General features: G+C 58.4%; 22 protein-coding genes and 1 tRNA gene. 15 read left to right on the top strand and 8 right to left on the bottom strand.

Annotation, left to right across the window (positions count from 1 at the left end; translation table 11 throughout):
- Window positions 1-384 precede the first annotated feature (384 nt).
- The 4 genes from KQ661_RS17305 (at window position 385) to KQ661_RS17290 (ending at window position 2625) form a co-directional block, all read left to right on the top strand.
- Window positions 385-1269, top strand: a complete 885-nt coding sequence (locus tag KQ661_RS17305; protein ID WP_216727591.1) for a hypothetical protein — start codon at window positions 385-387, stop codon at window positions 1267-1269.
- A gap of 106 nt (window positions 1270-1375) precedes the next feature.
- Window positions 1376-1636, top strand: coding sequence for a hypothetical protein (locus KQ661_RS17300; protein WP_216727590.1), 261 nt, complete (start codon window positions 1376-1378; stop codon window positions 1634-1636).
- A gap of 79 nt (window positions 1637-1715) precedes the next feature.
- Window positions 1716-2165 carry a hypothetical protein gene (locus KQ661_RS17295; RefSeq protein WP_216727589.1) on the top strand — a complete coding sequence of 150 codons (450 nt, stop codon included), beginning with the start codon at window positions 1716-1718 and terminating at the stop codon, window positions 2163-2165.
- A gap of 91 nt (window positions 2166-2256) precedes the next feature.
- The gene (locus KQ661_RS17290) at window positions 2257-2625 is read left to right on the top strand and encodes a hypothetical protein (RefSeq protein ID WP_216727588.1); all 369 of its coding nucleotides are present in this window, start codon (window positions 2257-2259) and stop codon (window positions 2623-2625) included.
- A gap of 153 nt (window positions 2626-2778) precedes the next feature.
- Here KQ661_RS17290 and KQ661_RS17285 read toward each other — a convergent pair whose 3' ends face one another.
- Both KQ661_RS17285 and KQ661_RS17280 read right to left on the bottom strand, forming a co-directional pair.
- Entirely contained in the window at window positions 2779-5850 is a 3072-nt protein-coding gene (locus KQ661_RS17285) for a DUF6493 family protein (protein ID WP_216727587.1), read from the bottom strand.
- Window positions 5851-5912: 62 nt separating this feature from the next.
- Window positions 5913-7253 (bottom strand): SWIM zinc finger family protein, encoded by a 1341-nt coding sequence (locus KQ661_RS17280; RefSeq protein ID WP_216727586.1) that lies wholly within the window; start codon window positions 7251-7253, stop codon window positions 5913-5915.
- A gap of 406 nt (window positions 7254-7659) precedes the next feature.
- On the opposite strand from KQ661_RS17280, the gene KQ661_RS17275 reads away from it, so the two are divergent.
- Both KQ661_RS17275 and KQ661_RS17270 read left to right on the top strand, forming a co-directional pair.
- Window positions 7660-8316, top strand: a complete 657-nt coding sequence (locus KQ661_RS17275; protein WP_216727585.1) for a hypothetical protein — start codon at window positions 7660-7662, stop codon at window positions 8314-8316.
- 162 nt (window positions 8317-8478) lie between these two features.
- Entirely contained in the window at window positions 8479-10662 is a 2184-nt protein-coding gene (locus KQ661_RS17270; RefSeq protein WP_216727584.1) for an ATP-dependent nuclease, read from the top strand.
- A 504-nt stretch (window positions 10663-11166) separates the two neighbouring features.
- Here the strand turns inward: KQ661_RS17270 and KQ661_RS17265 are convergent.
- Window positions 11167-11238: transfer RNA gene (locus KQ661_RS17265), tRNA-Glu, on the bottom strand.
- Window positions 11239-11553: 315 nt separating this feature from the next.
- Here KQ661_RS17265 and gap point away from each other — a divergent pair.
- The 4 genes from gap (at window position 11554) to KQ661_RS23280 (ending at window position 14549) form a co-directional block, all read left to right on the top strand.
- Window positions 11554-12561, top strand: coding sequence for a type I glyceraldehyde-3-phosphate dehydrogenase (gene gap, locus KQ661_RS17260; protein ID WP_216689510.1), 1008 nt, complete (start codon window positions 11554-11556; stop codon window positions 12559-12561).
- Window positions 12562-12731: 170 nt separating this feature from the next.
- Window positions 12732-13601 carry a diacylglycerol/lipid kinase family protein gene (locus KQ661_RS17255; RefSeq protein WP_216727583.1) on the top strand — a complete coding sequence of 290 codons (870 nt, stop codon included), beginning with the start codon at window positions 12732-12734 and terminating at the stop codon, window positions 13599-13601.
- Window positions 13602-13710: 109 nt separating this feature from the next.
- Window positions 13711-14046 (top strand): translation initiation factor, encoded by a 336-nt coding sequence (locus KQ661_RS17250; RefSeq protein WP_216689506.1) that lies wholly within the window; start codon window positions 13711-13713, stop codon window positions 14044-14046.
- A gap of 59 nt (window positions 14047-14105) precedes the next feature.
- The gene (locus KQ661_RS23280) at window positions 14106-14549 is read left to right on the top strand and encodes a DUF1622 domain-containing protein (RefSeq protein WP_455551014.1); all 444 of its coding nucleotides are present in this window, start codon (window positions 14106-14108) and stop codon (window positions 14547-14549) included.
- Here the strand turns inward: KQ661_RS23280 and kdsB are convergent, their stop codons facing one another.
- Window positions 14550-15299, bottom strand: coding sequence for a 3-deoxy-manno-octulosonate cytidylyltransferase (gene kdsB / locus KQ661_RS17240; RefSeq protein ID WP_216689502.1), 750 nt, complete (start codon window positions 15297-15299; stop codon window positions 14550-14552).
- 183 nt (window positions 15300-15482) lie between these two features.
- Here kdsB and KQ661_RS17235 point away from each other — a divergent pair, with 183 nt between their 5' ends.
- From KQ661_RS17235 to KQ661_RS17215, 5 genes are all read left to right on the top strand, one after another.
- Window positions 15483-16421, top strand: coding sequence for a DPBB and LysM peptidoglycan-binding domain-containing protein (locus tag KQ661_RS17235; RefSeq protein ID WP_216689500.1), 939 nt, complete (start codon window positions 15483-15485; stop codon window positions 16419-16421).
- 150 nt (window positions 16422-16571) lie between these two features.
- A complete protein-coding gene (locus KQ661_RS17230) occupies window positions 16572-17324 on the top strand; it encodes a TIGR02757 family protein (protein ID WP_394369631.1) in 753 nt (250 codons plus the stop codon).
- An 83-nt stretch (window positions 17325-17407) separates the two neighbouring features.
- Window positions 17408-17911, top strand: a complete 504-nt coding sequence (locus KQ661_RS17225) for a transposase family protein (RefSeq protein ID WP_216727582.1) — start codon at window positions 17408-17410, stop codon at window positions 17909-17911.
- Complete coding sequence (locus KQ661_RS17220; protein ID WP_216728002.1) at window positions 17821-18348, top strand: transposase family protein; 528 nt, start codon at window positions 17821-17823, stop codon at window positions 18346-18348. The genes KQ661_RS17225 and KQ661_RS17220 overlap by 91 nt, the downstream gene beginning before the upstream one ends.
- Before the next feature lie 515 nt (window positions 18349-18863).
- Window positions 18864-21308, top strand: coding sequence for an endonuclease MutS2 (locus KQ661_RS17215; RefSeq protein WP_216727581.1), 2445 nt, complete (start codon window positions 18864-18866; stop codon window positions 21306-21308).
- Between the two features lie 143 nt (window positions 21309-21451).
- Here KQ661_RS17215 and KQ661_RS17210 read toward each other — a convergent pair whose 3' ends face one another.
- The 4 genes from KQ661_RS17210 to KQ661_RS17195 all read right to left on the bottom strand — a co-directional run bounded on the left by KQ661_RS17210 (window position 21452) and on the right by KQ661_RS17195 (window position 26797).
- Entirely contained in the window at window positions 21452-23809 is a 2358-nt protein-coding gene (locus tag KQ661_RS17210; protein WP_216727580.1) for a phospholipase D-like domain-containing protein, read from the bottom strand.
- Between the two features lie 154 nt (window positions 23810-23963).
- Window positions 23964-24974 carry a fibronectin type III domain-containing protein gene (locus tag KQ661_RS17205; protein ID WP_216727579.1) on the bottom strand — a complete coding sequence of 337 codons (1011 nt, stop codon included), beginning with the start codon at window positions 24972-24974 and terminating at the stop codon, window positions 23964-23966.
- A gap of 115 nt (window positions 24975-25089) precedes the next feature.
- On the bottom strand, window positions 25090-26130 hold the full coding sequence (gene murB, locus KQ661_RS17200) for a UDP-N-acetylmuramate dehydrogenase (RefSeq protein ID WP_317196128.1): 1041 nt from the start codon (window positions 26128-26130) through the stop codon (window positions 25090-25092).
- A 112-nt stretch (window positions 26131-26242) separates the two neighbouring features.
- A complete protein-coding gene (locus KQ661_RS17195) occupies window positions 26243-26797 on the bottom strand; it encodes a hypothetical protein (RefSeq protein WP_216727578.1) in 555 nt (184 codons plus the stop codon).
- Window positions 26798-26838 lie beyond the last annotated feature (41 nt).

The following is a 26838-nucleotide window of genomic DNA, read 5'->3' as shown; positions in this document are numbered from 1 at the left end:
CCCTTCTGAGCTCCGGGAGCTTACTGATGGTAGGTTCTGCAACGGTTACGGTCATACAAGCAAACGAAGGTGGCTGTTGCAGAACTTATGTCATGGTCAGCTTTGGGTTTCGTAGCAAGATGAAGCAAGGTGTGAAGCAACTACTCAACAAAGAGATGACCCGCTTACACCTCTCCGAGCGCGTGCCCCGCACCGCTCTCCATCGGCGACTCGACGAGGTGCTGGAGCGGTGTTTACTATATGAGGTAACTCTATAGTCCGAGGCTACTTGCACTTCTTCGGCCACCACGCTGACTTGCGCCCGGTCTTGTTCATTGGCCAGCGCGACAACGGCTGCCAGCAGGTGGCCCAAGTTTTCAGTGGGGATTCCAGTAGTTTAGACGCATGAAACATGCGTTCCTATTATTGCTATTGCTGTGTGCCAGTATGGCGTTTTCGCAAACTCCATCTACACGGGTGCCCCTTGCTTCAGCGCAAAGTCCGCTGGCTGCTCCTGCTGCCGGAGTAACCAACACAGAAAAGGAGCGGGACTTATACAAATTGATGTATGAGAACTCTGCCAACGCCAACGAAAAGCTACTGACCTTGACTCAATGGACGTTGGGGGTATCGCTGGCCATTGTGTTGGGCATCATTGCCAGTCAAGTGTTTTTCAATTATCGCATCAACAGGCAAGAACTTGATGCAATTAGCAATGGGATTCAAGGGCAAATTGACCGTTTGCAGTTAGAAATAGCCCAGAAGTTTACCGAAGAAGTTTCAAAAGCTAATAGCTCGTTGGAATCGAGCAAAACCGAATTAACCCGAAGCGTGAACGCACTTATTGAGGCTCAATTCACCGTTAACGAGAAGGCCTTAGAAAGAGAACTGCGAAATCAAAAAGGGGAACTGATGCTGGAAATTAGGCAATTACGGCGTTTGGCGAAAAAGAACGAAGGTGATATTTGGAACTTGAAGAACGTTAAAAGCAATGCTCTCTCTTGCTTTATCGAAGTGGCGGAGCTGGAGACAGGCTTGCTAATGGACGAGAAATACACTCTGAAGGAGATAGTGCAGCTATTAACCGAGTTGGATGAGGTGATGCACACCACTCACGATAAATTGGAAGCCTTATTGCCCAAAATCAGGGCCTCCAACATATCCCTTAAAAACAAAATGGTTGAAATACTAAAAACCAAGCCCACTTATAATTTTGTGCGGCCGGACCGCCAAGACCACTTTTTATTTAATATGCCCCAGAAGCAGTACGTCCGTAACAAACCTAAATGAATCCGGCCGGGCTAGCATAATCCGGAACGAAGTCAGGCCTTGCATAACTGGATGTTGGTGCCCTTTTTTTGTGATTCGGACCGTTTTTCCTAAACCAGCGTGTTACATGGCCGTTCACCTCACCCGCTATTGGATGGAAGTCCAGTTGCCTGAAGGCCAGTTGCACCCGCGACACTTTGGGGTGACGGCATATTCCCTCGACGATGCTCTGTCGCTGCTCCACGCAAGTGCTGCTTACACCTTGCCTACCCCGCCAGTGGTTGTGCAAGCTTGGCCTGAAATAGACGTGAGCACCTTGGACCTGGACCACGTGCTGCCCAATATGTTGCCGCCCAATAGGCGCGGCGTTTGGTTTCCCATCACCTAAACGCTTCTTCGCCATTCGGACCGTTTCCCTGAGTGATAGGGAAACAGCGGTTAGATGCAAGTCAGTAAACTGTGCTCAAATGAAGCCTGATACCTCTGCGGCCAACGCGCTGCTCCAACAAGCCCTCATGGGAGCCGCTGTGGAAAGTTTTGGCCTTTACCATCAGATTCCGATGCTGGAATTTCGGAACGACCGCACCCAAGACCACCGCCTGTATATCGATACGGAAATGAGCTCGAATGTAGGCTTTGACCCGGCGCTTGCGCTCACCGAGGATGAAAAGATGCTCGTAATATTTAACCGGATAAATCTGCGCTACGTCACCCGAGTTGCCTGCGACGACCACGCAAATCTGCTCCTCGAATTTGACAATGGCATGCACCTGCGATTTACTGGAACCCCGCAAGAGGCTACGAGCGAACCTTGGCAAGTGGCCAGCCGAACGTCGTTGAATGAGCCAGGCGGCTATATGGTGATTGCCACGTACGACGGTGGATACGCGATTTGGGATGCTGCCGCGGCTCCATAGGCAAGTCCAAAACTCTTAAGTTATTCAGTTATATCCTCGATTGTTGAACATAAATTCTAACTTTGACGCTCATCATTAAAAAAAGGCAACTATGAGTTTAGTAACTGGAGTTTTTTCAATTGAATGCTCAAACTGTGGCACAAAACGCGATTTTACGCCTAGTGATGTTGATTTTGAAGTTGCTAGCTCTACTGAGGAGCCAATGGGTACTCAGACCGGCTATCAATGGGAGGAAACCATTGAGTGCGAAGAGTGCGAAAAGGAGATAGGAATTGAATATTCTGTCTACGAATACCCTGAAGGTGCATTTGATATGGATGAAGTGAAAATTAAAGGAGGTAAAGAATTATCTCGCTTTGGTTATGAATTTCATGATGCACCTGAGCGTGATGAGGATGACTCCGATGAAAGTGATTTTGATTCTGAGGACTTTGATGAAGAAGATTTTAAAACCAAATAATAGCGACCAATATTACGGGTTAATTAACCATGAATAGAGTTGTTTTTATGCCTTCAGTGTAACCAAGTAATTGTTAATCAAGTACTTAAAGGAAGGCATGTTTGGGTGCTACTTAATCCGGGGTGCGAACCAACCGGAATGTGATTTACTTTCTTAAGTGGCAGAAGTAAAAATGTTTGGTTTGGTCGAAGAAAGTATGGATTGTGCTATTTTTTTTAATGCTGCGAATCGGCTCCAGGCTTGCAGCTTTTCGTGAAGATGAACACGCAATGGTTGCCCACTACGCCCCATAAAATCTTCATAAGCTTCCAGTAGCTTGCGGGTGTTGCGTAGCGGCTCGTTCGGCAGTTCTACCAATAATGCACCGAAGAGCTGACACAAGGCATCGTCAGTCATGAAATCAATGGCGCGGGCCTGAGTGAGATTATCCGCCAGCCGCTGCACGGGAACAAATTCAACCGCTAGCAACTGCCCCAAGGTTGTCCCCAGCGCCTTGGGGCAAACCCGCTGGCCCTGTATTGCACTTAGTAGGACTTCTAGGGCTAGTGCCCGGCACTCGGGCGTGCTGTGAGTCAATCCACACGCAAGTAGCCGCGTTGTGGGTTCCTCAAAGACTGGCCCGGCCTCCAGCATGACCCGGAGTGCTTGCTTGATGACATCTCGCTCCGTGGATTCTAATTTATCAGCCCACCCAGCGGTGCGTAGTACATGCCAGTGCAATGGAGCTAGATGGTTTGGTATCAGCGATGCTACAAAGGGATAATCCACCGACAGGGCTACATTGGCGTGATTCATCCCGGCAAAGCGCACATACTGCGAGTAGAGCAGCAAGGGCGAGGGTGGCACTTTGCTGGTGTAGGTACTCGGAAAGGCGAACTGGGTGGAGCGGTGCGTCACGACCGGCTTACCGGGTTTCCACTCTTCCACATAGGTATTGGTTTTGACATCAAAAACCCACTCCGGTTTCCAAGGCTGGACCACGCCGGGGTAGTCGCTGCCAGTTAAGGCGGCTAGCTGCTCAAACGTCTCGTTAGGGTGTTTTGTCCGAGCGGCCACAGCCCACAGCCAGGACATCGCTTCCGTAATCGACGCCGGTACAATGGCTGTGCTGGGCAACAGTTTACCCAGGCGTTCGGTCAAATGACGGACCAGTGACTTCTTTTCACCATTGACGGGCAATATAGGGTCGGGTTGCGCCAAGAACCAGTCCAAAAGTTGCCGTAGTCCCTCGTGTTGAAGCTGGGGGAGCAATTCCCGCGCCGCTTGTGCCTCGGCTGGGTGCGCGAAGACAGTTCGCGCCAGGGCGATGGCTACATCCGCGCTGTTCAGCGCTACGTTGTTCGATTCGTAGGCTAGCATTCTGCCCACCAAGGCAGACGGTGCTACCCAATACGGCAAGTGCGTCGGCGTGCTGATTAGCGGTAACCCGGTGCGGCGCTTGAGATATTCTTCAGTAGCAGCAAAGCGTAGCTGTTCCACTTTAACCAATGGGTCCGCTACATAGTAGGCATCCTTGAGGTTCACTTCGGCAACCCGAGCGGCGCGGAACCCCTGTGCCCAGCTCAGAAACAAGGCCTGTACCACTCCGAAATGACCGCCCTGACTGTGTTTGGCGATAATGGCTTCGGCTTGGGCCTCGCTTTTGCCCTTCAAAAACGGCAACATCTGGACAAGATATGGTTGCAACTGTCCCGCGTAGTTAGCAGGATACGTTGCTTGCAAGCGCAACAGTCCATCCACCCAGCGCTCTAGGAGGGTTGGGTCTTCGTGTTGTATCACTTGCCCGGTCAAAAACAACAGTTCGTGCCAATCCTGCACCGGCTGGATAGCAGTTGCGTCGGACAACTCCGGCACCATGTGCTCCCTAAGTTGGTACCCGTCGGTTTCGACGTAGCCGCTGGCAATGGCAGGGCCGTCGGTCTTGGCCAGCCACGGGTCCAAGAGGGCACGGGCGCCTGGTGCCAACAAGTCGGCATACTGCCCCACCACTTCCAGCACTGCGGCAATTTCCGTTTCCGATAACTCCGGCTTTGTGGTCTGAAGAACAATAACAAGCACCTTCGCAGCTTTATCCTGCACCGCCGAATCACCATTTGCTAGTGCACTGGCACTGAGACGAGCAATTTCTGGTGCCAAGGACGGGTCTTGTTTCAGGAGCTTCTCGAAACCACTTAGCAGCGTGCGGATGCCCGTTTTTAGCTCTTGGCGCGTCATGAGCGCATCCGCATAGACCCACAAATTTGAGGGGTCAAATCCGGCCTCTGTCCACAGACTTTTTATTTGGTCCAAAGCGAAATTGACCACCTGCGACTGTGGGTGCGCCAGCAGTTCAACCAAGTCTGCTTGTCGTTCCAACCGCTCGGCCACCGTCGGCTTGAAGGCCAAATATAGGTTTTTGAACCACGTTAGCAGGGGCCGACGGAAGTCCCGGCGTAGAGCCAGCAGGCTCCGCGAAAGGACGTCAGCCCGCGATAACGCCCCCAAGTCAACGAGTCTTACCAAAGCATCCAGCCACGAAATCACTTGCCGGGGGTAAGCTTTATCCCAGGTTTGCCACGTCCATTTCCCACGGTCCGCCGGCATGCGCAACTGCACGAACGCTTGGGTGCTGTCTATCGCTGTGTCAAAATCGAAGACCAACGGCAAGTCCCGTGTAATGAATAGCTCGTCTCTGTGAAGCCGCTCTGCGATGACTTCGAGGGCGTTGGGGGGGACCGGCGGTTGCCTGCTCAGTTGGTTTCCTAGGGTAGAAAGCAATTCCGATGCTGAAGCGGCAAATAAGGCCTGGTGATGAATAATTAGTTGCCGCCTTTCCATTTCCCGGACCATGAAGTAATCAGGCGTTCCGTTGGTTTTACTGGCTGCGTGTTGCGCGAGCATGTCCCCTAACCAATCTGGTCTGGCCTGGTCGAGCACCGTCCAAAACCCCGTGACCCAAGGTTCATCGAGCACGTAATTCCATATAATGAAATTTGGCCCGAGTGCTTCCTTGCGAGAATACGTTTTAAATCCCGCTAGCAACAGCATGTAGCGTTGTTCGTGGGTGATGAGGCTAGACCACGAGTTGGGGGTATGTTCTTTGAAGACCTCCAACTCTCGTTTGAGGCTTTTCACTTTTTGCCGAACGGCTACTGTTTCCGTTTTCGGCAGCTCTAGCAGAAACGGCACCAGTTCTTGGGCGCTTTGGTGACGGATGATGTGTTCGAAGGTTTCGACGGAGGACATTTAATGAGCCGGTGGGCAAACCGGTAAGCCGTAAAGAATTAAGACAAAAGCGTTGAGCAGACCTACAAAAAGCGCATTTGCGCAGCCAAGATGTGCTTACATGGCCCCCGTTGGCCTTGGTGCCCACTGAACCATGGGCAGGTACACTGCGGTCCTTCATTGCCGCCTACCACGACCGTATGCCAGACACCGGTGCCGCGAACGCGAGCTTCCGTACGCCCACCGGCGCCAATTCCCACCAATTGCACGCCATCAGCGGCCTCCAGCAACATCCGAGCATTTTTCAGCCGAGGATTTAGGCTCACTATGCGACTCAGCTTGAAGGGCAGGCGGCGGTAAAAGTGTTGGTTATCAGCCAAGTCAAAGCCGAGTAGGCCCATCGCCGAAAGACTGGCACAGAGGCGGTCAACCGTATTGGGTACTAGGTCATGCTCCAAGGCGAACATGGCTGGATTAAAAACTTCATTTCCCCGAAAGTGCTGGTTCGCATTGGTTACCCATGCCGTCGGCAACTCCTCCATGAGCGTCTCCAGTTGGTTGCCTTCCCCTGAAAATCCCCGCCACACGTCGGCCGACAAGGCGAGCAAGAAGCGGTGCCCGCCGCCCAATTCCAGGAGGAACGCGGCGGCTTGCCCATCTGGTGCAGCATACACCCGCACCGCATCACACAGCGGCAACAGGCCTTCCAGCAGCCGCAGCCGGTGCACGCCACCGACCCGAACCGCACCCGGACTGGCCACGGGCGCAAAGCTGGGGCGGGGACCGCGTAGCAACAGGTAATAATCGATTTTAGCTGCCCCAGCCGGGATGTTCTGCACCAGTTGCACAGCCTGGACCCGTGTCAACCGAAGCTTCTCCTCCATGTTGGCTAGGTAGGCCTGTACCGAGGTAAGTCCTTTAATCCAACGCTCGGGTAAAGCGACTTTGCGCTCAACTACGCGTCCCGCAGCGCGTTCCAAGACCAGTTCTCTTTGCCCAATAGAGAGCACCACGGGTTCAGTACGAGCGATGCGAGCAAGCGCGTTCACCATCGGCTCGTTAAAATCAACGTTGGTGGTACCGCTGCTGAGAAATTCGCCATCTAGGGCTTCCGGTCCCAAGTCTAGGCGAGCATACACGCCGTTACAAGAGGAAAAAGCTTCGAAACGGAGTTGTCCTGCGCCCGCCGTTACAATAGGGTCCCGTAAGGCTGCACTTTGCGGCACGAAACGGGAAGACACCACTTTCGCCAAGGTGCTGAGGCCACGCGCCGCGAGCCACGAGTTCCGTAGGCGTCCCCAAAAGAAGCAATCCGTGCCAGAAGTAGCGGGCTCCTCAGAAAAGGACGACAATTGCAGTGAACTACCTGCCGCATCCGCTTTAAGCGCCGAAGGTTGAGTATATGTATAAGAAAAATCAGACATAGCCCAGAATGGCGTGAGGTAAAGAAGACGAAGCTAAGCGGGTTTAATGATAATCCTCCGTTTGCTATCCAGACCGTTTCGCTAAACGAGCAAAGGGGACTCGTTTTACTATTCCACCCGCGTGTTAGGCAGGGATTCCATACAAATGTGGTCCGGCTAACCGGGCCTCGGCGCAAGCTGTCAGCCCAACCCGTTACCTTCGAAATTCCCTATATATTCTTGCCCTGTGCCTCCTCGTTTCCCTGTATTTGCTCTGCTGTGGTTCCTAGCCGCCTGCCACTCCGAGCCCGAGGGGGAGGGGAGTGCGGCCTCTCACAGCGAGCCGTTTCCATTTCTGCGGGTAGGAGCCGTTCCTCCGACGCGCCCGCTTTCAGCCACGTGGCAGGCCGAGACGGCGCACCCCGTCTTGTACATTGGCCCACTGCGCGATACGCTGACTCTGCAGTACCAGGCAACGACGGCCCCACCTCCGCCGCCCTTGCCGGGGGCACGCCCCACGTGGCCCACGACCGCCGATTCCATGCTGTTGCGCTACGCCGTGCACGAAGACACCGACGTAGACTTTCCCCGGCGTTCGGCGCATTGGCCGTTGGGCTATAGCGCCCGCATGAGCCTGACGCTCGACACGACCCGGCGCCTGGCCGCCGAGGAACGGTTTAATGCGGACCTGCAGGGCGACTCCACGAGCCAGTGGTTTGCGGCCTACCCGGTCCTGCTGCGCAACCGGGACCGGGACACCGTGCGCGTGGGCGAAGGGGATTATGTGCCCCTGCACGTCGAAGCACAGGATGAGCTCGGACGCTGGCGCGTGATGGAAGCGCCGCATTCCTATTTCTGCGGCGTGGGACTCCCCTTGATTTTCCTGCCTCCGGGGCAGGTCGTGGTTACCTCCGTACTCATTCCTCACGGTCCCTTTTCAACGCGCTTGCGCCTGCGCTACGGGCGCACGCTCTCGCGCCCTTTTGCGGGCAGTATCCATCCCCGGCAGTTCACCCGCCCCTTTGACGCCCGCGGCGAGTACCAAGCGGCTTACTTGATGGAGCGACAGAACCGCCCGCACTGACCTGTGTCGACCTGTTTACAGCTCGCTTATCTAAATGCTCTTTTTGCGTTTCGGCCCATTTAAATGAACTCCAACTGCCACCCGTGCTATTCGGCTGATTGGCCATTACTTTCACTCCGCATTCTGCCAATGCAAGTACTTCTACCTCTATTCAGCCCCACCTTGGACCGTTTTCTAACATTATCTACCAGCGACGACCAGCCCCGAATCGATTCGCTGGCCGCCTATTCCCTTGCCGAAACTGAGTTGCTTCCCACCAACTTTGGTCCCGTTGGTGGCATCAACATTTTCCTCGGCGAAAACAACTCTGGCAAAAGTCGTTTCATGCGCGAAATAATGCGCGACAGCGGTCTCACCACTATCCACCTATGGCCCGATTACCAGCAATTCCATACCGCCATTGCGGCCGTTGCTGCCTCCATTGACGCCGCCACGGCACTATTGAATTTTACGATAGATGTCAATGCACCCGGTTCTGTAACAATTAACCAAGGTAACAACCAGCAAATCATTGACTTGCTGTGGAACCCACCTGGTCGTATCTCCCAACTCGACCGCCTGAAGATTGACCCGATGGAGTCACTCGGCAAAGTTGGCGAAATTCTTGCCCAAATACGCATTGCTACCCAAGGCGCTCAGAAGCTAATTGCTGCTTTTACCAACGAGGCAATCGCAAACCAGCTTGCCAAGTTTGACCCCCTTGTGGCAGAGGTTGCCAGGGTTTCTACAATATTCAAAGAGCTAAAAACCGGTGGACTTCTCGCAAGTGGAGGATTTGGCTATAGTGGGTTTGAGTTCGACTTCGGATATCTGTCATTCAGCAATTATCCATGGAATGGGATTAGGCCAAATGTCACTGACGTCAATCAGGCCCTGACTATATTTTTGGACGCGCTTACCAAGGTGCTGGACACCGTTGCCGCACTAAAACACACCATTGAAGCCCGGCACAACAGCATAGCTCGCGCTAAATCACGGACCTACATTCCCACGCTTCGTACAGCCCGTACCCTCATCAACCAGGAAGGCAAGCGTTTAAACGCTCTCAACGACGTTTTTCTCCACACCACCCAGCACGATTATAAACTAAAAGACGAAGGCGTTCATATCGACACTGGGTTTGGTCTCTACCACGCCATCGACCGTACTCGTAACGCCCGGCGCGAAGGCCGCACCAGCTTCAAAGCCTTCGAAGAGTTTCTGTCCGATACATTCTTCAACGGCAAGCTGGTCGAAGTCGTTGCCGAGCGCGTTTCCGACGACCGGGGCGGCAACATCCTCGTGGCTGTAGAGGGCGTTGAACGCGATATCCACGATTTGGGCGACGGCATCCAGGCCATCATTATGTTACTCTACCCGCTGTTCATAGCCCCCCAGAACGCTTGGTTTTTTATCGAGGAGCCGGAAACTCACCTGCACCCTGGCTTCCAGCGCCTGTTCATCGAAACCATTGCGGCCAACAAAATTCTACAAGCCAAACAGCTCACGGTATTTCTTACCACCCACTCCAATCATATTCTGGATTTTGCCATTCAGGACGCCCACCACGTCAACATCTTCACCTTTCGCCGCCGCGCCGGCCAGCACAACAAATCCACCTACCAAATCCAGCTCACTAGCCCCCACGACCTCGATAACCTGACTGCCCTCGGCGTTCAAAACTCTTCTGTTTTCTTGGCCAACTGCAGCATTTGGGTCGAAGGCATCACCGACCGGCTATACTTTCGCGCCTACCTGCAAGCCCTGCTGAGCCACCTCGCCACTGCCAAGCATCAAACGGTTTCGCTAATCGAAGGACTCCATTATACATTCCTCGAATACGCTGGGGCCAATATTGCCCATTACGATTTTGAGTTGAGCGAAGGTCCCATCAGTCCCAAGGTTCTCGACAAGATAAAGGCACTGTCCATCGCTAACCGCGTCATGCTCATCGCCGACGCCGACGCCGGCAAGGCCACCCGCCACAGCCAACTTACCGCCCAGCAGCACGACGGTTTTGCCTACCGCGTCCTGCCCGTGCGTGAAGTAGAGAACTTGCTTTCTCCATCGCTCATCGTCGCAGGCCTCTCCAAGTTATACCGCAACCTGACCTTCGACATCTCCACCCTAAAGCAAAAAGACTATGCCAAGTGCTACCTCGCTAATCATCTGCGCAGCACCTACCCAGTATTGCCCTCTGGCTTCGCGGCTCCTAGCGGTACCGTCCACAGCAGCATCAAGCGCCGGTTTGCCGAAGCTGTTGTTCCACACATTACCTGGAGCAGCCTCAGTCCCGCCGCACAAAAAATAACCGTTGAGATGTACGATTTCATTCTTCGCCATAACCCACGGCTAGGCTCCAATTAACCTGCGTCCTCAATGCTGCTGGATTACTGCGGCGCGCCAGCTAAGTTCGTAACCCTTGTAAAAAACGCCTCTATTGCACTGATGGTGGGATGCCACGGTCCCGGTGATAGCTCAGAGTGTACTGCGGTTTTACTAGTAGGTAATTGGTAGGTTAGCTGGCATCGGCGACCGCACCGCTCGGGTTGCCAAGCGCCAGATGGTCGTCGCGGGTTGGGATGGAAGTATCTGCCGTGGGCGCAGGAGTCTCTTGGTCGAAGCACGCGGACAGAAAAGTGGCAAGGAATACACTCAGAATAAATCGAGTCGGCAATCGCGAACCAAACATTGCAAAAGGGGAGGGCTTAGCCTGATATAGCCAAACTATAAAGATTTGGGGTTGTCGAAAAGGAAGTTTGACAAACCCCTCTAACTTTTTGTAAAACCGATGCTAAGTAAAAGGACATAAAAAGCCCTTCCTGATATCAGGAAGGGCTTTTATTGGGCTTGTCAGAGTTTGACAATTAGTAGTCCGTAGGGGAATCGAACCCCTGTTGGTAGAATGAAAATCTACTGTCCTAACCCCTAGACGAACGGACCGTTGTTCGTTTTGATGATGCAAAGGTACGGCGCGCTTCGTTTCGTGCAAGTTCTGAGTGAAAAAAAAGTGCTATTCAGAGCAAAGTACCCTGTTTTTCAGGCTGAAAAATTTTCACGGCGTCCTATTGCGGGTCTGTCGTGGGGCCTGGGACCGGACAACTGCCCGTTGAATCGGGCCGGAGGCCGGAGAGGAATCGGGCTTTATGTAAGGTCGAAGCAGAATGTGGGCTAACCCGCGCCGGTTTGCTATCTTCGCCCCGCGTTTCAACCGGCCGCCAGCGTGGCGGCTGGCCACTAATCCCCACCTGTTTTACAATGGCAAAAATTAAAGTCGCCATCAACGGCTTCGGCCGCATCGGCCGTCTCACCTTTAAGTCGCTGCTTGGCCGCGACAACGTGGAAATCGTTGCTATCAACGACCTGACCGACAACAAAACGCTGGCCCACCTGCTGAAGTACGACTCCGTACACGGCCGTTTCGACGGTACTGTGAGCTACGACGAGGAAAGCCTGACGGTGAACGGCGTGAAAATCGCTGCCCTCGCCGAGCGCGACCCCAAGCTCCTGCCCTGGGGCAAAATGGGTGTTGATGTAGTTTTGGAATCGACCGGCCGCTTCGTTGACGAGGCCGGCGCTGGTCAGCATATCACTGCTGGTGCCAAGAAAGTTGTGATTTCGGCCCCCGCTACGGGCAACATTCCGACTGTGGTACTGGGCGTGAACGAGGAAATTCTCACCGGCTCGGAAACCATCATCAGCAACGCCAGCTGCACCACCAACTGCCTGGCCCCCATGGCCAAAGTGCTGGATGACGCGTTCGGCATCGAGAAAGGCTACATCACCACGGTGCACGCCTACACGTCGGACCAGAACCTGCAGGATGCGCCTCACAAGGACCTGCGCCGCGCCCGCGCCGCTGCCTACAGCATCATCCCTACCAGCACCGGTGCGGCCAAGGCCGTGGGCCTGGTGCTGCCCCAGCTGAAGGGCAAGCTCGACGGCCTGGCCATGCGCGTGCCCGTGCCGGATGGCTCAATGACCGACCTGACCGTTATCCTGAAAAAGGAAGTGACCAGGGAGCAAATCAACGCTGCCCTGAAGGCCGCCGCTGAAGGCCCCATGAAAGGCATCATCGAGTACACCACCGACCCGATTGTGAGCATTGACATCGTGGGCAACCCCCATAGCTGCATTTTCGACTCGGAGCTGACTTCGGCCAACGGTACGCTGGCCAAGGTCATTGGCTGGTACGACAACGAAACCGGCTACTCGACCCGCACGGCCGACCTGATTCAGAAGCTCGGCGAGCAGATGAACGGGTAAGTTTTGATGTGAAAATGTGCTGAATGTGAAAATGTGCGCAACAGCGGATTTTCGGCAAAGCAACAAAAAAGCCTGCCTTTTGGCAGGCTTTTTTGCTTTGTATCCGTAGCCTATACATCCTTCCTTTTGCACATTCTTCCTGTTTTCCGTCTCCTTCATATTTAAAAAAATTGCCCAAAACCTGCTTCGTTCTGAACCCCAAGGCCGGCCCCAGCCAGCGCCACGACATGCCCGCCCTGATTGCGCGGTACTTCGGTGCGCGGGAAACCGACTACGAAATTTGGCCCACGGAATACGCCGGGCATGCTGTGGAGCTGGCCCGCACGGCTGCCGCCGAAGGCTTTGCCGTGGTGGCTGCCGTGGGCGGCGATGGCACCGTGAACGAAGTGGGGAGGGGTTTGTTGGGCACCGAAACTGCCCTGGGCATCATCCCGCAGGGCTCGGGCAATGGCCTGGCCCGCCACCTAAAGGTGCCGCTGGGCCTGGCCGATGCGCTGCGCCGGCTGGCCGCGCCCACCTTCAGCCGCATGGACGTGGGCGTGATAAACGGCCACCCGTTCTTCTGCACCGCCGGGCTGGGGTTTGATGCGCACGTGAGCCAGCACTTCGCCCAGGCCGGCTCCCGGGGCCTGAGCACGTACTTGCAGGTAACGCTGCGCGAGTATCGCCGCTACCGCCCGGTGCCCGTGCAGGCCAACCTCAATGGTCAGGAAATCAGCACCGATTGCTACGTGCTGGCCTTCGCCAATGCCTCGCAATACGGCAACAACGCCTATATTGCCCCCCTGGCCGACCTGCGCGACGGCCTGCTCGACGTGTGCCTGATTGATGTCCTGCCCGTGGGCCGGGCCTTCCGCGTGAGCCTGGCCATGGCCCTCGGTACCCTCCCGCAAAGCAAGGCGGCCGAATATTTTCGGGTGCCGCGCGGCCGGGTGGTGGCCGCCGCGCCCATCGGTTTTCACGTCGATGGCGACTACCTGGGCCATGCTACCGAGTTCGACGTAGAGCTGCTGCCGCTGGCCTTGGCCGTGGCGGTGTAGGTCATCTAACAGGTGTCACTTAACATTTAACAAATTTTGGATGATACCTCGATAAACTGATGCCGGCCCGGCTTTCCCGAATTGTTAAATGCTAAATGTTAATTATTAAATGAAACAGAACCGTACCGGCGTGGTCTATTCCACCAATCCCGATTTCTCCTTCCAAACCGATGAAGCGGCGGCGGCCACCACGCTGCCCCCCCAGCAGCAGCAGCTGCGCGTGCAGCTCGATAAAAAGCAGCGCGGCGGCAAGCAGGTCACCCTCGTAACTGGTTTTATGGGCACCGACGGGGACTTGCAGGCGCTCGGTAAGCTCCTCAAAACCAAGTGTGGCGTGGGCGGCAGCGCCAAGGATGGCGAAATAGTGGTGCAGGGTGACTTCCGCGATAAGGTGCTGGAAGTGCTGATTAAGGAAGGCTACAAGGCCAAGAAAGCCGGCGGCTGATTCGGCTTCGGGCGTGGGTTTCCCGTATTCCGCCTCGCGTTCCTGCTTCGCTTGCGCCTATGATTTTGCTGCTTACTCCTATTTTGTCGGCCCTGCCCGAAACGGCCCGCGACGTGACTTCTGTGCACGGCCGGGCCGAAAGCACGATTATCGACGCCGTGCTGTGGCTGAAGCTGGGCGTGGAAACCGTGGGCGCGGGCATCATTGCGCTGGGCATTATCAGCGCGGGCTGGCTGTTGATAAAGGCCCTGAGCCGGGGCCAGACGGCCGATTTTACGGCTATTCGGCTGGCACTGGCCCGGTACCTGGCCCTGGCGCTGGAGTTTCAGCTGGGGGCCGATATTCTTTCGACGGCCATTTCGCCCAGCATGGGAGCAATTGGGCAAGCTCGGGGCCATTGCCATCATCCGCACGGCCCTCAACTACTTTCTCTCCCGCGAAATGCGCGACGAGCGCCACCAGACCAACACCGAAACGCCGGCCGTGGCAGACCGCGCCGATAGCTAAACGCCCAGCCGCGCCCGCGCCCGCGCCACATCCTCCGGCGTGTCAATACCGAACGCATCCAGTTCGGTTTCCGCGCAGCGAATCTGGAAACCGGCCTCCAGCCAGCGCAATTGCTCCAAGCTTTCGGCGGCTTCGAGGGGCGACACGGGCAGGCGCGTGAGCTGCGCCAGTACCTGCGGCTGGTAGGCATACAGGCCGAGGTGGCGCAGGTAGCGGTGGTGGGCCAGCCACTCGGCCGGCTCGCGGCCGCGCTGGTAGGGCAGGGGGTGGCGGCTGAAATACAGGGCGTGGCCCTGCTGGCTGAGCACCACTTTGGGCAGGTGCGGGCTGAATAACTCTTCCGCCGTGAGCACCGGCTTCACCAGCGTGGCAATGGCGGGCGCGGTGGCGGCATCGGCGAATAAATCGGCCAGGGCGTTGATTTGGGCGGGGTGAATGAACGGCTCATCGCCCTGAATATTGACGATGCAATGCACGTCGGCCGGGCTGCCGAGCTGCTGGAAGGCCTCCCACAAGCGGTCGGTGCCGCTGGGGTGGTCGGGGTGGGTGAGCACGGCCTCGCCCCCAAAATCCTGTACGTGACGCAGGATGCGCGCATCATCGGTGGCCACCACTACGCGGGCCAGGTTGGCTTGCTGGGCCTGCCGCACCACCCGCTGAATCATGCTCTGGCCGCCCAAATCGACGAGCGGCTTGCCAGGCAGGCGGGTGGAGGCAAAGCGGGCGGGAATCAGGCCAAGTACCATGGATGGAAGTGGGAAGTGAGGAGCGGGAAAATGACTGCCAACAAGCCCCAAATAACGGAACTGGGCAGGGTTGAAACCGGCCGGGTTCAATTTCCCACCGGTTATTGCGTTATTTTGCCTCGCGGGCTGCCTGAGCCGGCGCTTCCGGGCGGGGGCAAAGTGAATTTTGGAAGGCTATTTTCTATGACTGTAATTCTTTCGTTGCTGACGCTGCTGGCCCTGGGCGGTCCCGGTCCGGGCAAACCCGGCCACGCCAAAAGTGCCCCTGCCGACTCCATTGGCCAGGAAATGCGCGGCGGCCAGCGCTTCGTGAAGCACCGCGTGGCGGCTGGCGAAACCCTCACCGCCCTCACGCGCCGCTACCACGTCACCCTGGCCCAACTCACAGAGGCCAACCCGCAGATTAAAAACGGGCTCGGCGTGGGCCAGATTGTGTACGTGCCCCGCCCCGCCGCCGGCCGCGCTACAACTGCTGCCGCGCCCGATAAAACCCCCACGGCCGTCGCGCCCGTGGCCGTGCCTGCTCGCTACACCGTGGTGAAGGGCGAAACTCTGTTCGGTATTGCCCGCAAGTTTCAGCTCACGCCCGATGAGCTGATTAAACTCAACAAGCTGCCCGCCGGCGGCACCGTGCGCGTGGGCCAGCTGCTCATCCTCACCGGCACGGCCGAAACCGCTGCCGCCCCGGCCACCGCCAAAACCGCGCCCGTGCGCCCCATTGAGGTAGAAGCCGTGCCCGCCACGCCCGCCAAGGCCCCGGCCCCCGATAAGCCCGCCCAGGTAGCCACCGTGACGCCCGACCGCGAGGAAGAAAAGGAGGACCGCACCCCCAGCCGCGCCAGCGAAGTACTGGCCCGCGTGGTGGAGTCCGGCCTCGGCGCGCCCATCGAAAAGAGCATTACCGATAAGTACCTTGCCCTGCACAAAACGGCCCCCGTGGGCACCATCATGCAGGTGAAAAATGCCATGAATGGCCTCTCGGTGTACGTGCGCGTCATCGGCAAGCTGCCCGATACGGGTGAGAACAACAACGTGCTGGTGCGCCTCTCGCCCCGCGCCGTGCAGAAGCTCGGCACCGCCGACTCCCGCTTCCGCGTGGAGACGAATTACATCCCGCAGTAGGGCTGGTCGTTCAAACAGAACGTCATGCAGAGCGTAGCATCTTGCCCGCAGTAAGTAATTCATTCGATTGAGTTAGTTGCTGCGGGCAAGATGCTTCGCTGCGCTCTGCATGACGGGCCTTACTCCTCCCACCCAAACGCTGCCATTCCCGTGAACATCGCCCAGCTCCGCCGCCAGCTCGACGCGCAATACGAGCGCTACAACCGTCCCGAGTTCATCAAAAACGACCCCATTCAAATTCCCCACCGCTTCACCCAGCGGCCGGATATTGAAATCGCGGCCCTGTTTGCGGCGCTATTGGCCTGGGGGCAGCGGCCAACCATCATCAATAAGTGCAACGAGCTGCTGCGCCGCATGGACGATGCCCCGCACCAGTTCATCACCCAGCACCAGGACGAGGACTTGAAGAAGCTGCTCGGTTTCTGCCACCGCACCTTCTGCGATACTGATTTGCTCTATTTCGTGCATTTCCTGCGCCATTGGTACGGGCAGCACGACACGCTGGAAACCGCGTTTCTGGTGGGCCACACGCAGCGCGAGCGGCTGATAAACTTCCACAACCATTTCTTCAGCCTGCCCGATGCGCCCCAGCGCACCCGCAAGCACGTGGCCACCCCGGCCCGCAAATCGGCCTGCAAGCGGGTGAACATGTACCTGCGCTGGATGGTGCGCCGCGACGAGCGCGGCGTGGATTTCGGCCTCTGGACCCGCCTCTCGCCCGCCGACCTCATCATGCCCATCGACCTGCACGTCGAGCGCCAGGCCCGCCCCCTGGGCCTGCTCACCCGCAAGCTCGTGGACTGGGAAGCGGCGGAGGAACTGACGGCTAACCTGCGTTTGCTGGACCCCAGCGACCCGGTGAAATACGATTTCGCGCTCTTTGGGGCGGGGGTGGATAAGTGATACTCAAACCAATGGCAAAGCAGTAATGCTGATGCGGTAAAGCTAGTTATGTTATCCCGTGAGGCGAGGCCGTATTTTTGAGGATGAATTATGTGGCCCTGCGCGAGCGGCCGACGCAGTTTTTGGCCTTGACCAGCCTGCTGCCCGCCGAGTTTGATGACCTGCTCACTGACTTTACGCCCCGTTGGGAGCGCTACCACCGCTACCATACCCTCGACGGCGACCGGCGGCGTATCCCGGCGCACCGGGAACGGGCCAACGCCACCTTAGCGGGCACCGACACGAAGCTTTTTTTCTTGCTGACCTACCTCAAAACCAATTCCTTGCAGCAGCACCAGGCTGCCAGCTTCGGCGTGTCGCAGACCCGCGTGAGCCGCCTGGCGGGCCCCTTGCTCGACGTGCTCAACCAGACGCTGGCCGCCCGGCACCTGCTGCCCGTGCGCGACGGGGCGCAGCTGGCCCAGCGCCTGGCCGCGCACCCGGTGAAGGTCTTCACCTGCGACGGGGTGGAGCGCGGCATTCCGCGCAACGCCGACCGGGCAGCACAGGAAGAAGAGTACAGCGCCAAAAAAAAGTCCACGCCCTGAAAAACATCACCTTATCCGACGATACGCAGTACCTGCACGATCTTTCGCCCACCGAGTCCGGGCGGGTGCACGACAAAAAAAAGGTCGACCTCTACCCCCTGTGCCTGCCGGTCGGCAGCGTGCTGCGGCAGGATTTGGGCTTCCTCGGCCATCGGCCGCCGGGGGTGCTCATCGAGATGCCCCATAAGAAGCCGCCGAAAGGCGAGCTGACCTTTTCCCAGCTGCTCTACAATCAGTTGCTCAGCTCATTGCGGGTGGTCATTGAACACGTCCACAGCGGCATCAAGCGCTTACGGATGGTCCGCGACAAGCTGCGCCTACGCGGCGACTGGTTTCGCGACACCGTGATGGTGGTGGCTTCCGGACTGCACAACCTGCGCGTCCGCAGCCAACACCGGGCTTATCTCACACACGCACCCGCCAATCTTGACAAGTAGACTTGTTGCGTAATGTTTGTGCTCAAAATTAGCCTATTACAGGCATGAAATCGCGCTAATTTTATTGGCAATGTGGCTTAGACGTTCTCTTTGCAATTTTTGTCGGCTTTTATTTTTGACATAATTAATTGATTATCAAGGCTTTTTGCTTCGCAACAACTCTATTATATAAAAATGAATGTGTGGAAATTATAGTCGGGGCCAAAGCTACGGGCCGGTTTGGATAAACGCTATATGCCGGTGCTTCCGGCCACAGGTATTTTTTGACTTTCTGGTCCTATTGAGAGCGAAGCTTTTCATTAATCCGATATTCTGAGCGTCTGTCATCCCGAGCGGAGCGAAGGACCTTCTCAAGTTTGCACCTATCGTTCGGCGGTGATAAGGTCCTTCGCTCCGCTCGGGATGACAGACGCTCATGAAACAGCATCAACTTGAGCGGCCTCCCGCGAATCTTTCCCGCCCCGCTCGCTGTTTACCTTCGTACCCAATTCTGAAATCCCGCAAAGCTCAATTTCTTGCTGTTACCCCAACACTTCGAACAAAAAATCGGCTTCACCACCCTGCGCGAGCAGCTTGAGGCCAATTGCCTTTCCGCCCTGGGCCGGCACTACGTGGCCCGCATGGAGTTCCAGCCCAAGCACGAGCCCCTGCTGAAACTGCTCCAACAGGCCGACGAATTCACTTACCTGCTGCGCTCCGGGGCCGATTTTCCGGCCTCGCACTACCACGATGCCCAGGCCCACCTCAAGCGCGCCGCCCTGCCGGGCGCCTACCTCGACGTGGCCGCCTTCTTCGAGGTAAAGATGAGCCTGCGAACCATCCGGCAGGCGTTGAGCTTCTTCTCCGATGCCGACCCCGGCCTATATCCCTCGCTGCGCCTGCTGGGCATCGGCGTCCAGGTCGACCGCAATTTGCTGGCCGCGCTGGACAAAGTGGTGGACGACGACGGCGCGGTGCGCGACGACGCGAGCCCGCTGCTGCGCCAGATTCGGCAGGAGCTCATTGCCCGCCAGGGCCAGCTGCGCAAGCAGATTGCCGGCATCCTGCGCCACGCCAAAAACGAGGGCTGGATTCCCAGCGACTCCGAGCCTACGATACGCGGCGGGCGGCTGGTGCTGCCCGTCATCGCCGAGCACAAGCGCAAGGTGAAGGGCCTGATTCACGACGAATCGGCCTCGGGCCAGACGGTTTACATCGAGCCGGAAGCCGTTTTTGAGCTCAATAACGACATCAAGGACCTCGACAATGCCTATCACCGCGAGCTGATTCGCATCCTCACGGCCCTCACCGACCAGCTGCGGCCCCACATCCCGGACCTGCGCAAAGCCTATTCCTACCTCGGGCTGATTGACTTTATCAGAGCCAAAGCCCGGCTGGCTGTCACCCTCGACTGCCGCCTGCCCGTGCTGCACAACAAGCCCCTGCTGAAGTGGGTGAAAGTGCGCCACCCGCTGCTCCAGCTGGCCTTTGCCCAGCACAAGCGCGACACCGGCGACCCCCGCGAAGTAGTGCCCCTGGACCTGGAGCTGAACCACGAGCAGCGCATCCTCGTCATCTCCGGCCCCAACGCGGGCGGCAAATCGGTGAGCCTGAAAACCGTGGGCCTTGTGCAGTTTATGCTGCAGATGGGCCTGCTCATTCCCTGTGCCGACAACTCCGAAGCCGGCGTATTCGAGGATATTTTCCTGGACATCGGCGACGAGCAGAGCCTGGAAAATGACCTTTCGACCTACTCCTCGCACCTGCTGGCAATGAAGCAATTCATGCTGCTGTCCGGTAAGAAGAGCCTGGTGCTGATTGACGAATTCGGCACCGGCACCGAGCCCAGCCTGGGCGGGGCCATTGCCGAAGCCGTGCTCGACCAGTTGAACCGCAGCCGTGTGTACGGCGTCATCACCACCCACTACACCAACCTCAAGAACTTCGCCGAGCGCACCCCGCATCTCGTGAACGGGGCCATGCGCTACGACCCGGAGAAATTGCAGCCGCTCTACCGCCTCGAAGTGGGCAAGCCGGGTTCGTCGTTCGCCATCGAAATAGCCCGCAAAATCGGCCTGCCGAAGGAGGTAGTGGAACGTGCCACCCAGCTGGTGGGCAAGGACAAAATCCGCTACGACCGCCTGCTCGAAAGCCTCGAAAAGGAGAAAACCGAGCTCGAAACCCGTACTGCCGAGGCTGCTAAAGCCGAGCGCCGCCTCAAAAGCGCCGCCAAGGAATACCAGGACCTCAAGCAGCACCTCGAAGACACTAAGCTTGAAACACTGCGCACGGCTAAGCAGCAGGCCAAAGCCTTGTTGGTGAACACTAACCAGCAAATCGAGGCCACCATCGGCGAAATCCGGCGTGGCAATGCCGACAAGGAAATCAACAAGGCCGCTCGCGAGAAGCTTGATAACTTCGTCAAGAAAGAGCTACAAATAGAGCCGCCCAAGCCCAAAGCCACCCGCGAGCGCGCCGAGGCCGGCGACCTCAAGCCCGGCGATAAAGTGGCCCTGTTCGGCCAGGAAGGCCACGGCGAAGTAGTGAGCGTGAAAGGCCAGACCGCCGAAGTCATGTTCGGTGGCATGAAGACGCTGACCAAGCTCGGCCAGCTCGAAAAGCTGGGCCGGGCCGAAATCCGCGAGCGCGAGCAGGCTGCCAAATCCAAGAAATCAAAGCTCAGCGGCGGCAGCTCCGGCGGTGGCAACGGTGTGAACATCACTGACCGCATGGCCGGTTTCAGCCCCACCCTCGACCTGCGCGGCGAGCGTGCCGAAGATGCCCTCACCAAAACCATGAGCTTCGTCGATGACGCCGTGATGCTGGGCATGCCCGAAATCAAGCTCCTGCACGGCCGCGGCAACGGCGTGCTCCGCCAGGTGGTGCGCAACTACCTCCGCTCCCAACGCGCCGTAGCCAGCGTGGCCGACGAGCACGCCGACCGGGGCGGCGATGGCGTGACCATTGCCGTGCTGAAGTAGGGGAGAACGGTTTTATGACAGACCGTCCGTCATGCAGAGCGCAGCGAAGCATGACGGTTCAGATAATTTTCTGACGTTCACCAACAACAAAAAAGGCGGCTCCCGATTCGGGAGCCGCCTTTTTTGTATCAGTTTCGCGCAAGCTATTCCACTACCACGCGGCTCGTCTGCACGGCCTCGGGAGTGGTTACCTGCACCATGTACAGGCCCGATTTCAGCGCCGTCGCGTCGATGTTCAGGTCGGTGCCGGTGAGGGGCTGGGTCTGGGTGAGCACCACGCGGCCGGTTACGTCGCGCAGCACGATGGTGGCGGTGCGGGCCGAACTGCTGGCCAGGTGCAGCTGGAAGCTGCCACGGGCCGGGTTGGGGTAGGCTTGCATTGTGCTGGCCTGCACGGTGCCGGCGCGGGTGGCCAGTACCAGGCGGCACACCGTGAAGGCCGTGGTGTTTTCGGCGATGCGGGCGGCGTACTCCTGGTAGTAGCGGTTGGTCACGCGGGCATCGTGTACCACCAGCGTGTTTTCGTCATTCTCGGTGTCGGCCGAAGCCGTCCAGTTGTGCGAGCCCACGAATACCGTGGGGTCCGACTGGCTGGCGCCGGCATCCACAATCAGCGTTTTGTGGTGCATGATGCCGAAGCCAGCCGCCGTACGCTTGATGATGAGACGGTTGCCCAGGCCGGCCTGCGCGAGGCGGAAGGCGTAGCCGGCCGTGCCGCTGGTGTCGTTCACGAGGCCGTCGGAGCAGCCCGTGATGCCGCGCTGGGTGACCTGGTTGGCAATGGCGCGGCCCAGGTCGGCACGGGTCACGAGCATGGACTCGAAGTGCAGGTCGTTGTCGGCCGAGGCGATGGCGGTGAGCAGACGGGCGTTCACGTTGTCGGTGGGCGAGAAGTACGACTCGACCGATTTGCCGCCAATGTTGAGGATGTGCGGCGTGTTGTCGGACTTGCGCGAGCCAAACAGGCTGGTGCCGGGCGTAGCCGTCTGCGAGCCCCACATCTCATTGAACTCCACCGCGTAGACGCGGGCCAGTGATTGGTCCTGAATGGCAATCACGTTGTTGGCGTCGGTGGTGAGCTGGGCCGGGGTCCAGTTCATAGAGCCCGTCCACACCCACGGCACGTTGGGGTTGGTGCTTTCGGCATCAATAATCACAAACTTGTTGTGCATGATGCTGCTGCCGCTGCTGCCGGGCTGGGCCGGCCGGGGTACGCGGGGAATAGAAGCCAGCAGCTGGCCCACGCTCACGTTGGCGTTGTCGTCTTCGAAAATAACGCGCACCTGCACGCCGCGCGTCTTGGCGGCATTCACCGCGTTCAGAATAGTCGTGTTGTTCCAGTTATAGATGGCAATGTCCAGCGTCTGGGTGGCGCGGTTGATGTAGCGCACCAGCGTATCGGGGGCCGCGCCGTTGAGCATGGTCACGGCCGCATTGCCGGGCAGGGCCAGGGAGGCATCTACGGTCCGGTTGAAGAAGTTTTTGATAACGCCCGACGACAGCGAAGCCGTAATCATGGGCACCGCGCGCGACTCCGACCGGCCCACGCTGTTCACCGACACGGCTTGCACGTAGTAGATGGTAGCGGGCTGCAGGCCCGTAATAACCTGGCTATGAGCTGTGGTAAGGGCCGTGGAACCCGGCACTGTCGTGAACGTGCCGGTAGGCGAGGTTGAGTACGACAGGATGGTATTGCCGGCGTTCTGGGTGTTGAAGCTGACCGTGAAGCCGGTGGTGGTGATGTTGGAGGGCACCGGGCTGGTGGTCAGGTTAGGCGTGAGGCCCTGCACGAAGTCGGCATATTTGCGGCTGAGCATCTGGTAGCCGCCCACAATGCTGGTGGCCGAAGGCGAATACTGGCTCATGATGCCAATGGCATCGAAGGTACCCGTGGGGCTGGGCTTGCCAATGAGGCCATCGGGGCCGTTGGAGTTGGTCGGTACATAGTTGACCAGCGTCGTATTGTTGTTCAGGCGGTAGGTGGTGTTGGCCGTGAAGGCCGATACCGCGCCGCCGCCGGTGGTATTCACCGAAGTCAGGCCGTTGATGCGTACCAGCATGCCTTCGTACTGCTCGGCGTAGGCCGAAGCAGCCTGGGCCGCCGTGAACACTACCGGGGCCGGCACCGGCCGGTTGCCAGCTAGCACGGTGAGGGAGGCAATGGGGTCGATTTCGAGCAGGCCGCGATACATTTTCAGGCTGCCGGTTACTTCAATGCTGTCGCCGGGAACCAGCGGCGCCACCAGCGGCCCCGTGGCACCGCCCGTCGTGTATACGGCAATGCCCGCCGTGCGGTCCTGGATATAACGAACGATGCTCACCGTGGAGCCCAGCTCGTCGCCGTTGGTCACAATGCCGCGCACCGTTACGGTGGGGCCGGCCACGTTGTTGGCCGTGGGGGCCTGAGCGCGGGCCGCCGCAATGGTGATGGCCGTTTGGGCGGAAGCCGCGTGCCACGACGTAGCACACGCCAGCAACGCCAGCAGAGTAAGTTTCTTCATAAGAAAACTAGAATGTAAAGAAATGATTAAGTTAAAGTTGAAGCACTGGGCCGAAATACAAAGATGCTGAATTTTGGGCAAACCAACGCCCGTGTCGGGCCGCCGGTTTGCGTGGCGGCCCAACACGGGCGTTGGCGTATTTAACGTCCCCGATTTAGTTTTTGCCGCTGCTACGGTTGCGCTTGCCGGTGCTCGTGATGAAGGGCACCGGCGTGGCCGTTTCGGTACCGGCTTCATTGCGCGACCCCACCTCCACATAGTAGGTAGTACCGGGAATCAGGTTGTTCAGCGTGAGGCTGTGGTGGGTGGTCAGGCTTGCATCCAGGCGGCTTTCTTTCAGCTCTTTGGCATTGAGGCCGTAGCGCACGCGGGTATCACCGGGGTTCAGGGTGGAATACACCACGGTGAAGCCCGTAGCACTGACATTGACGGGCACGGGCTCTTCGGTGAGGCGGGGCAGGCCGCTGCCGCGCACAAAGTCGGTGGCCAGGCGCGGCAGCAGCTGGTAGCCGCCGGTGCCCCCCGGCGAGTACTGGCTCATGATGCCGCGCACGTCGAACGGCTCGCCGGTGGGCGGAGTGGTCCCGATAAGGCCGTCGGGCCCGGTGCTGGCGGCCCCCACGCGCAGCAGCGCGCCGGCCGTGCCGTCGAGCAGGTAGTTGGCGTTGCCAACCAGGGCCTCGGCGGGGGCGCTGGTTGGGGTGAGCAGCCGCGTTACGCCGGTTATTTCAACAAGCCGGCTTTCATTCGCCTCGGTATAAGCCGTGGTAACCTGGTCTGCCGACACGCGCAGCGGATGCAGCCGCCGGCCGCCGGCCAGCTTATGAAACGAAGCGACGGGGTCCATTTCCAGCAGCCCGTTGTAGGCCTTGAGCTGGCCTGTAACCTGAATGCTGTCGCCGGCCTGCAAATCGCCGAAGCCCGGCAGCTTAGCGGGCTGGGCATAGAGGGCCAGGCCGGCTTCGCCATCCTGCACGTAGCGAATGTTGCCCATCTCGGTCCCGTTCAGTACTACGGCCCGTATCGTAACCGTGCTGCCCGGCCCCAAGGCCCGGGCCGTTTTCAGGGTGAGAACCGGGGGCGTAGGGGGCGTGAGCAGGGAAGCCGGAGCTGCCCACACCGGGCCGGCAAGCACCCCGGCAAGCAGAAGGAAAGTTGGTTTCATAAATTGAAGAATAAGCAGACCGGCCGCGAAATGGCTGATGTAAAGAATGCGACAAATTACGCATCATTTCTTGTTTTCAGCAATATTATCGACTGATTGGCCGGGTGCCATTCAATCACAAAATATTAACTTCCGGGTGAAGGTCGACGCCGAACTGCTGGCGTACGGACGAGATTATCTCTTCGGCCAGCTGGCGTACTTCGCCGCCCGTAGCCCCGCCGTGGTTCACCAGCACCAGGGCCTGGCGGGCGTGCACGCCGTGGGTGCCCGCGCCGGGGCCGCGCCGCAGCCCCTTCCAGCCGGCCCGCTCGATGAGCCAGCCGGCGGGCACTTTCACGCCGCCGGGCACGGGGTAGCCGGGCAGGTCGGGGTACTGGCTTTTGAGGTGGTCGAACCGGGCCTGGGAGATTTCGGGGTTCTTGAAGAAGGAGCCGGCGTTGCCGATTTCGGCCGGGTCGGGCAGCTTGGAGCGGCGAATGTGCACCACGGCCCGGCTCACGTCCTGCGGCGTGGGCTCGCCTTCGATGCCGAGCTCGGCCAGCGTATCGGCAATGGCTCCGTACTGCAGGTTGGGGCGGGCCTGGCGGTGCAGGCGCAGCACCACGGCCGTCACCACAAACTGGCTCTTGAGCACGTTTTTGAACACGCTTTCGCGGTAGCCGAAACCGCACTCGCCGGCCGAAAACACGCGGCCTTCGCCGGTGGCTATTTCCACGGCCTCCAAGTGGTCGAAGGTATCGCGCAGCTCGGCCCCGTAGGCGCCGATGTTCTGCAGCGGTGCCGCGCCCACCGTACCGGGAATGAGGGAGAGGTTTTCGATGCCGCTGAGCTGCTGGTCGAGCGTGTATTCGACCATGCCGTGCCAGCTCTCGCCGGCTCCGGCCCGCACCAGGGCCGTTTGGGCATCACCGTCTTCGCTGATAATTTCCAGTCCGCGAATCTCATTCTTAAGCACCACGCCGGCGAAATCCTGGGTGAACAGCAGGTTGGAGCCACCGCCCAGAATGAGCTTTTCAGCCGCCTGTACCTGGGGTAGCTTTAGTAGCGCGCGCAGCTCATCGGCCGAGGCGAAGCGGGCGAAGTAGCGGGCCCGCACATCGAGGCCGAAGGTATTGTAGGGGCGGAGGGAGACGTTTTCTTCGAGCTGAGGCATCATGCCCGCAAAGGTAGCGGACGATGTAGCGCGGACTTTTAGTCCGCGCATATTCCGGCGCTGCCAGCAAGCCCGGTGGCTGGCCGGCACTCGCAGACTAAAAGTTCGTGCTACATTATTTCAGCTTGGCTTTCACGTTGAAGCGCGATTCGGCGCGCACGGTGGTGTTCTGGCGCACGGGCTGGGCCAGGGTCACATCGGTAAACAGCGAGTAGGAGCCGCTGCGCAGGTACAGGTCGAGCTTGGCGCCGGAGGGCGTCAGGGTGATGGCCGTCTGGCCGGTGGGCACGGGGTCGAGGGAGGCCAGCAGGGTTTTGTTGGTGCCCTGGTTGTCGCTGGCAATATAGATTTTTACGCTCTTCAGGAAGTCAAAATTCTGCCCGGCCGGGTCGGTCACGGTCAGGGCGAGGCGGTCGAGGGTCACGTCCTGCACGTAGTCAGCGCTGGTGTTGTTGGCCGAATACGTGCCCGACGACGAGGAGCTAACCGTAGCGCCCGGCAGCGAGAGTACCGTGGTATTGAGCAGGCCCGAGGCCGGTATCACGAAGCTGCTGGAATCGTTGACCTGGAATGTGAGCAGGTCTTCAATTTTCTTGCAGCTGCTGGCACCCAGCAACACAACAAGCAGAAACAGTGATAGGACTTTGGAAGTGTTAGACGGGTTTTTCATGACCAATAAGCAGTTGTAATAAGATAACAGAAAGAACCAGG

Origin of the sequence: Hymenobacter siberiensis (genome assembly GCF_018967845.1) — a bacterium.
Classification (GTDB): Bacteria; Bacteroidota; Bacteroidia; order Cytophagales; family Hymenobacteraceae; genus Hymenobacter; species Hymenobacter siberiensis.
Note: the sequence above shows the minus strand (reverse complement) of the source record. Positions and strands in the feature narration are given on the sequence as shown.

Coding starts and splice junctions, on each gene's coding strand:
- KQ661_RS17305 (WP_216727591.1), top strand. CDS start 385: ATGAAACATGCGTTCCTATTATTGCTATTGCTGTGTGCCAGTATGGCG.
- KQ661_RS17300 (WP_216727590.1), top strand. CDS start 1,376: ATGGCCGTTCACCTCACCCGCTATTGGATGGAAGTCCAGTTGCCTGAA.
- KQ661_RS17295 (WP_216727589.1), top strand. CDS start 1,716: ATGAAGCCTGATACCTCTGCGGCCAACGCGCTGCTCCAACAAGCCCTC.
- KQ661_RS17290 (WP_216727588.1), top strand. CDS start 2,257: ATGAGTTTAGTAACTGGAGTTTTTTCAATTGAATGCTCAAACTGTGGC.
- KQ661_RS17285 (WP_216727587.1), bottom strand. CDS start 5,850: ATGTCCTCCGTCGAAACCTTCGAACACATCATCCGTCACCAAAGCGCC.
- KQ661_RS17280 (WP_216727586.1), bottom strand. CDS start 7,253: ATGTCTGATTTTTCTTATACATATACTCAACCTTCGGCGCTTAAAGCG.
- gap (WP_216689510.1), top strand. CDS start 11,554: ATGGCAAAAATTAAAGTCGCCATCAACGGCTTCGGCCGCATCGGCCGT.
- KQ661_RS17250 (WP_216689506.1), top strand. CDS start 13,711: ATGAAACAGAACCGTACCGGCGTGGTCTATTCCACCAATCCCGATTTC.
- KQ661_RS23280 (WP_455551014.1), top strand. CDS start 14,106: ATGATTTTGCTGCTTACTCCTATTTTGTCGGCCCTGCCCGAAACGGCC.
- kdsB (WP_216689502.1), bottom strand. CDS start 15,299: ATGGTACTTGGCCTGATTCCCGCCCGCTTTGCCTCCACCCGCCTGCCT.
- KQ661_RS17235 (WP_216689500.1), top strand. CDS start 15,483: ATGACTGTAATTCTTTCGTTGCTGACGCTGCTGGCCCTGGGCGGTCCC.
- KQ661_RS17225 (WP_216727582.1), top strand. CDS start 17,408: ATGAATTATGTGGCCCTGCGCGAGCGGCCGACGCAGTTTTTGGCCTTG.
- KQ661_RS17210 (WP_216727580.1), bottom strand. CDS start 23,809: ATGAAGAAACTTACTCTGCTGGCGTTGCTGGCGTGTGCTACGTCGTGG.
- KQ661_RS17205 (WP_216727579.1), bottom strand. CDS start 24,974: ATGAAACCAACTTTCCTTCTGCTTGCCGGGGTGCTTGCCGGCCCGGTG.
- murB (WP_317196128.1), bottom strand. CDS start 26,130: ATGATGCCTCAGCTCGAAGAAAACGTCTCCCTCCGCCCCTACAATACC.
- KQ661_RS17195 (WP_216727578.1), bottom strand. CDS start 26,797: ATGAAAAACCCGTCTAACACTTCCAAAGTCCTATCACTGTTTCTGCTT.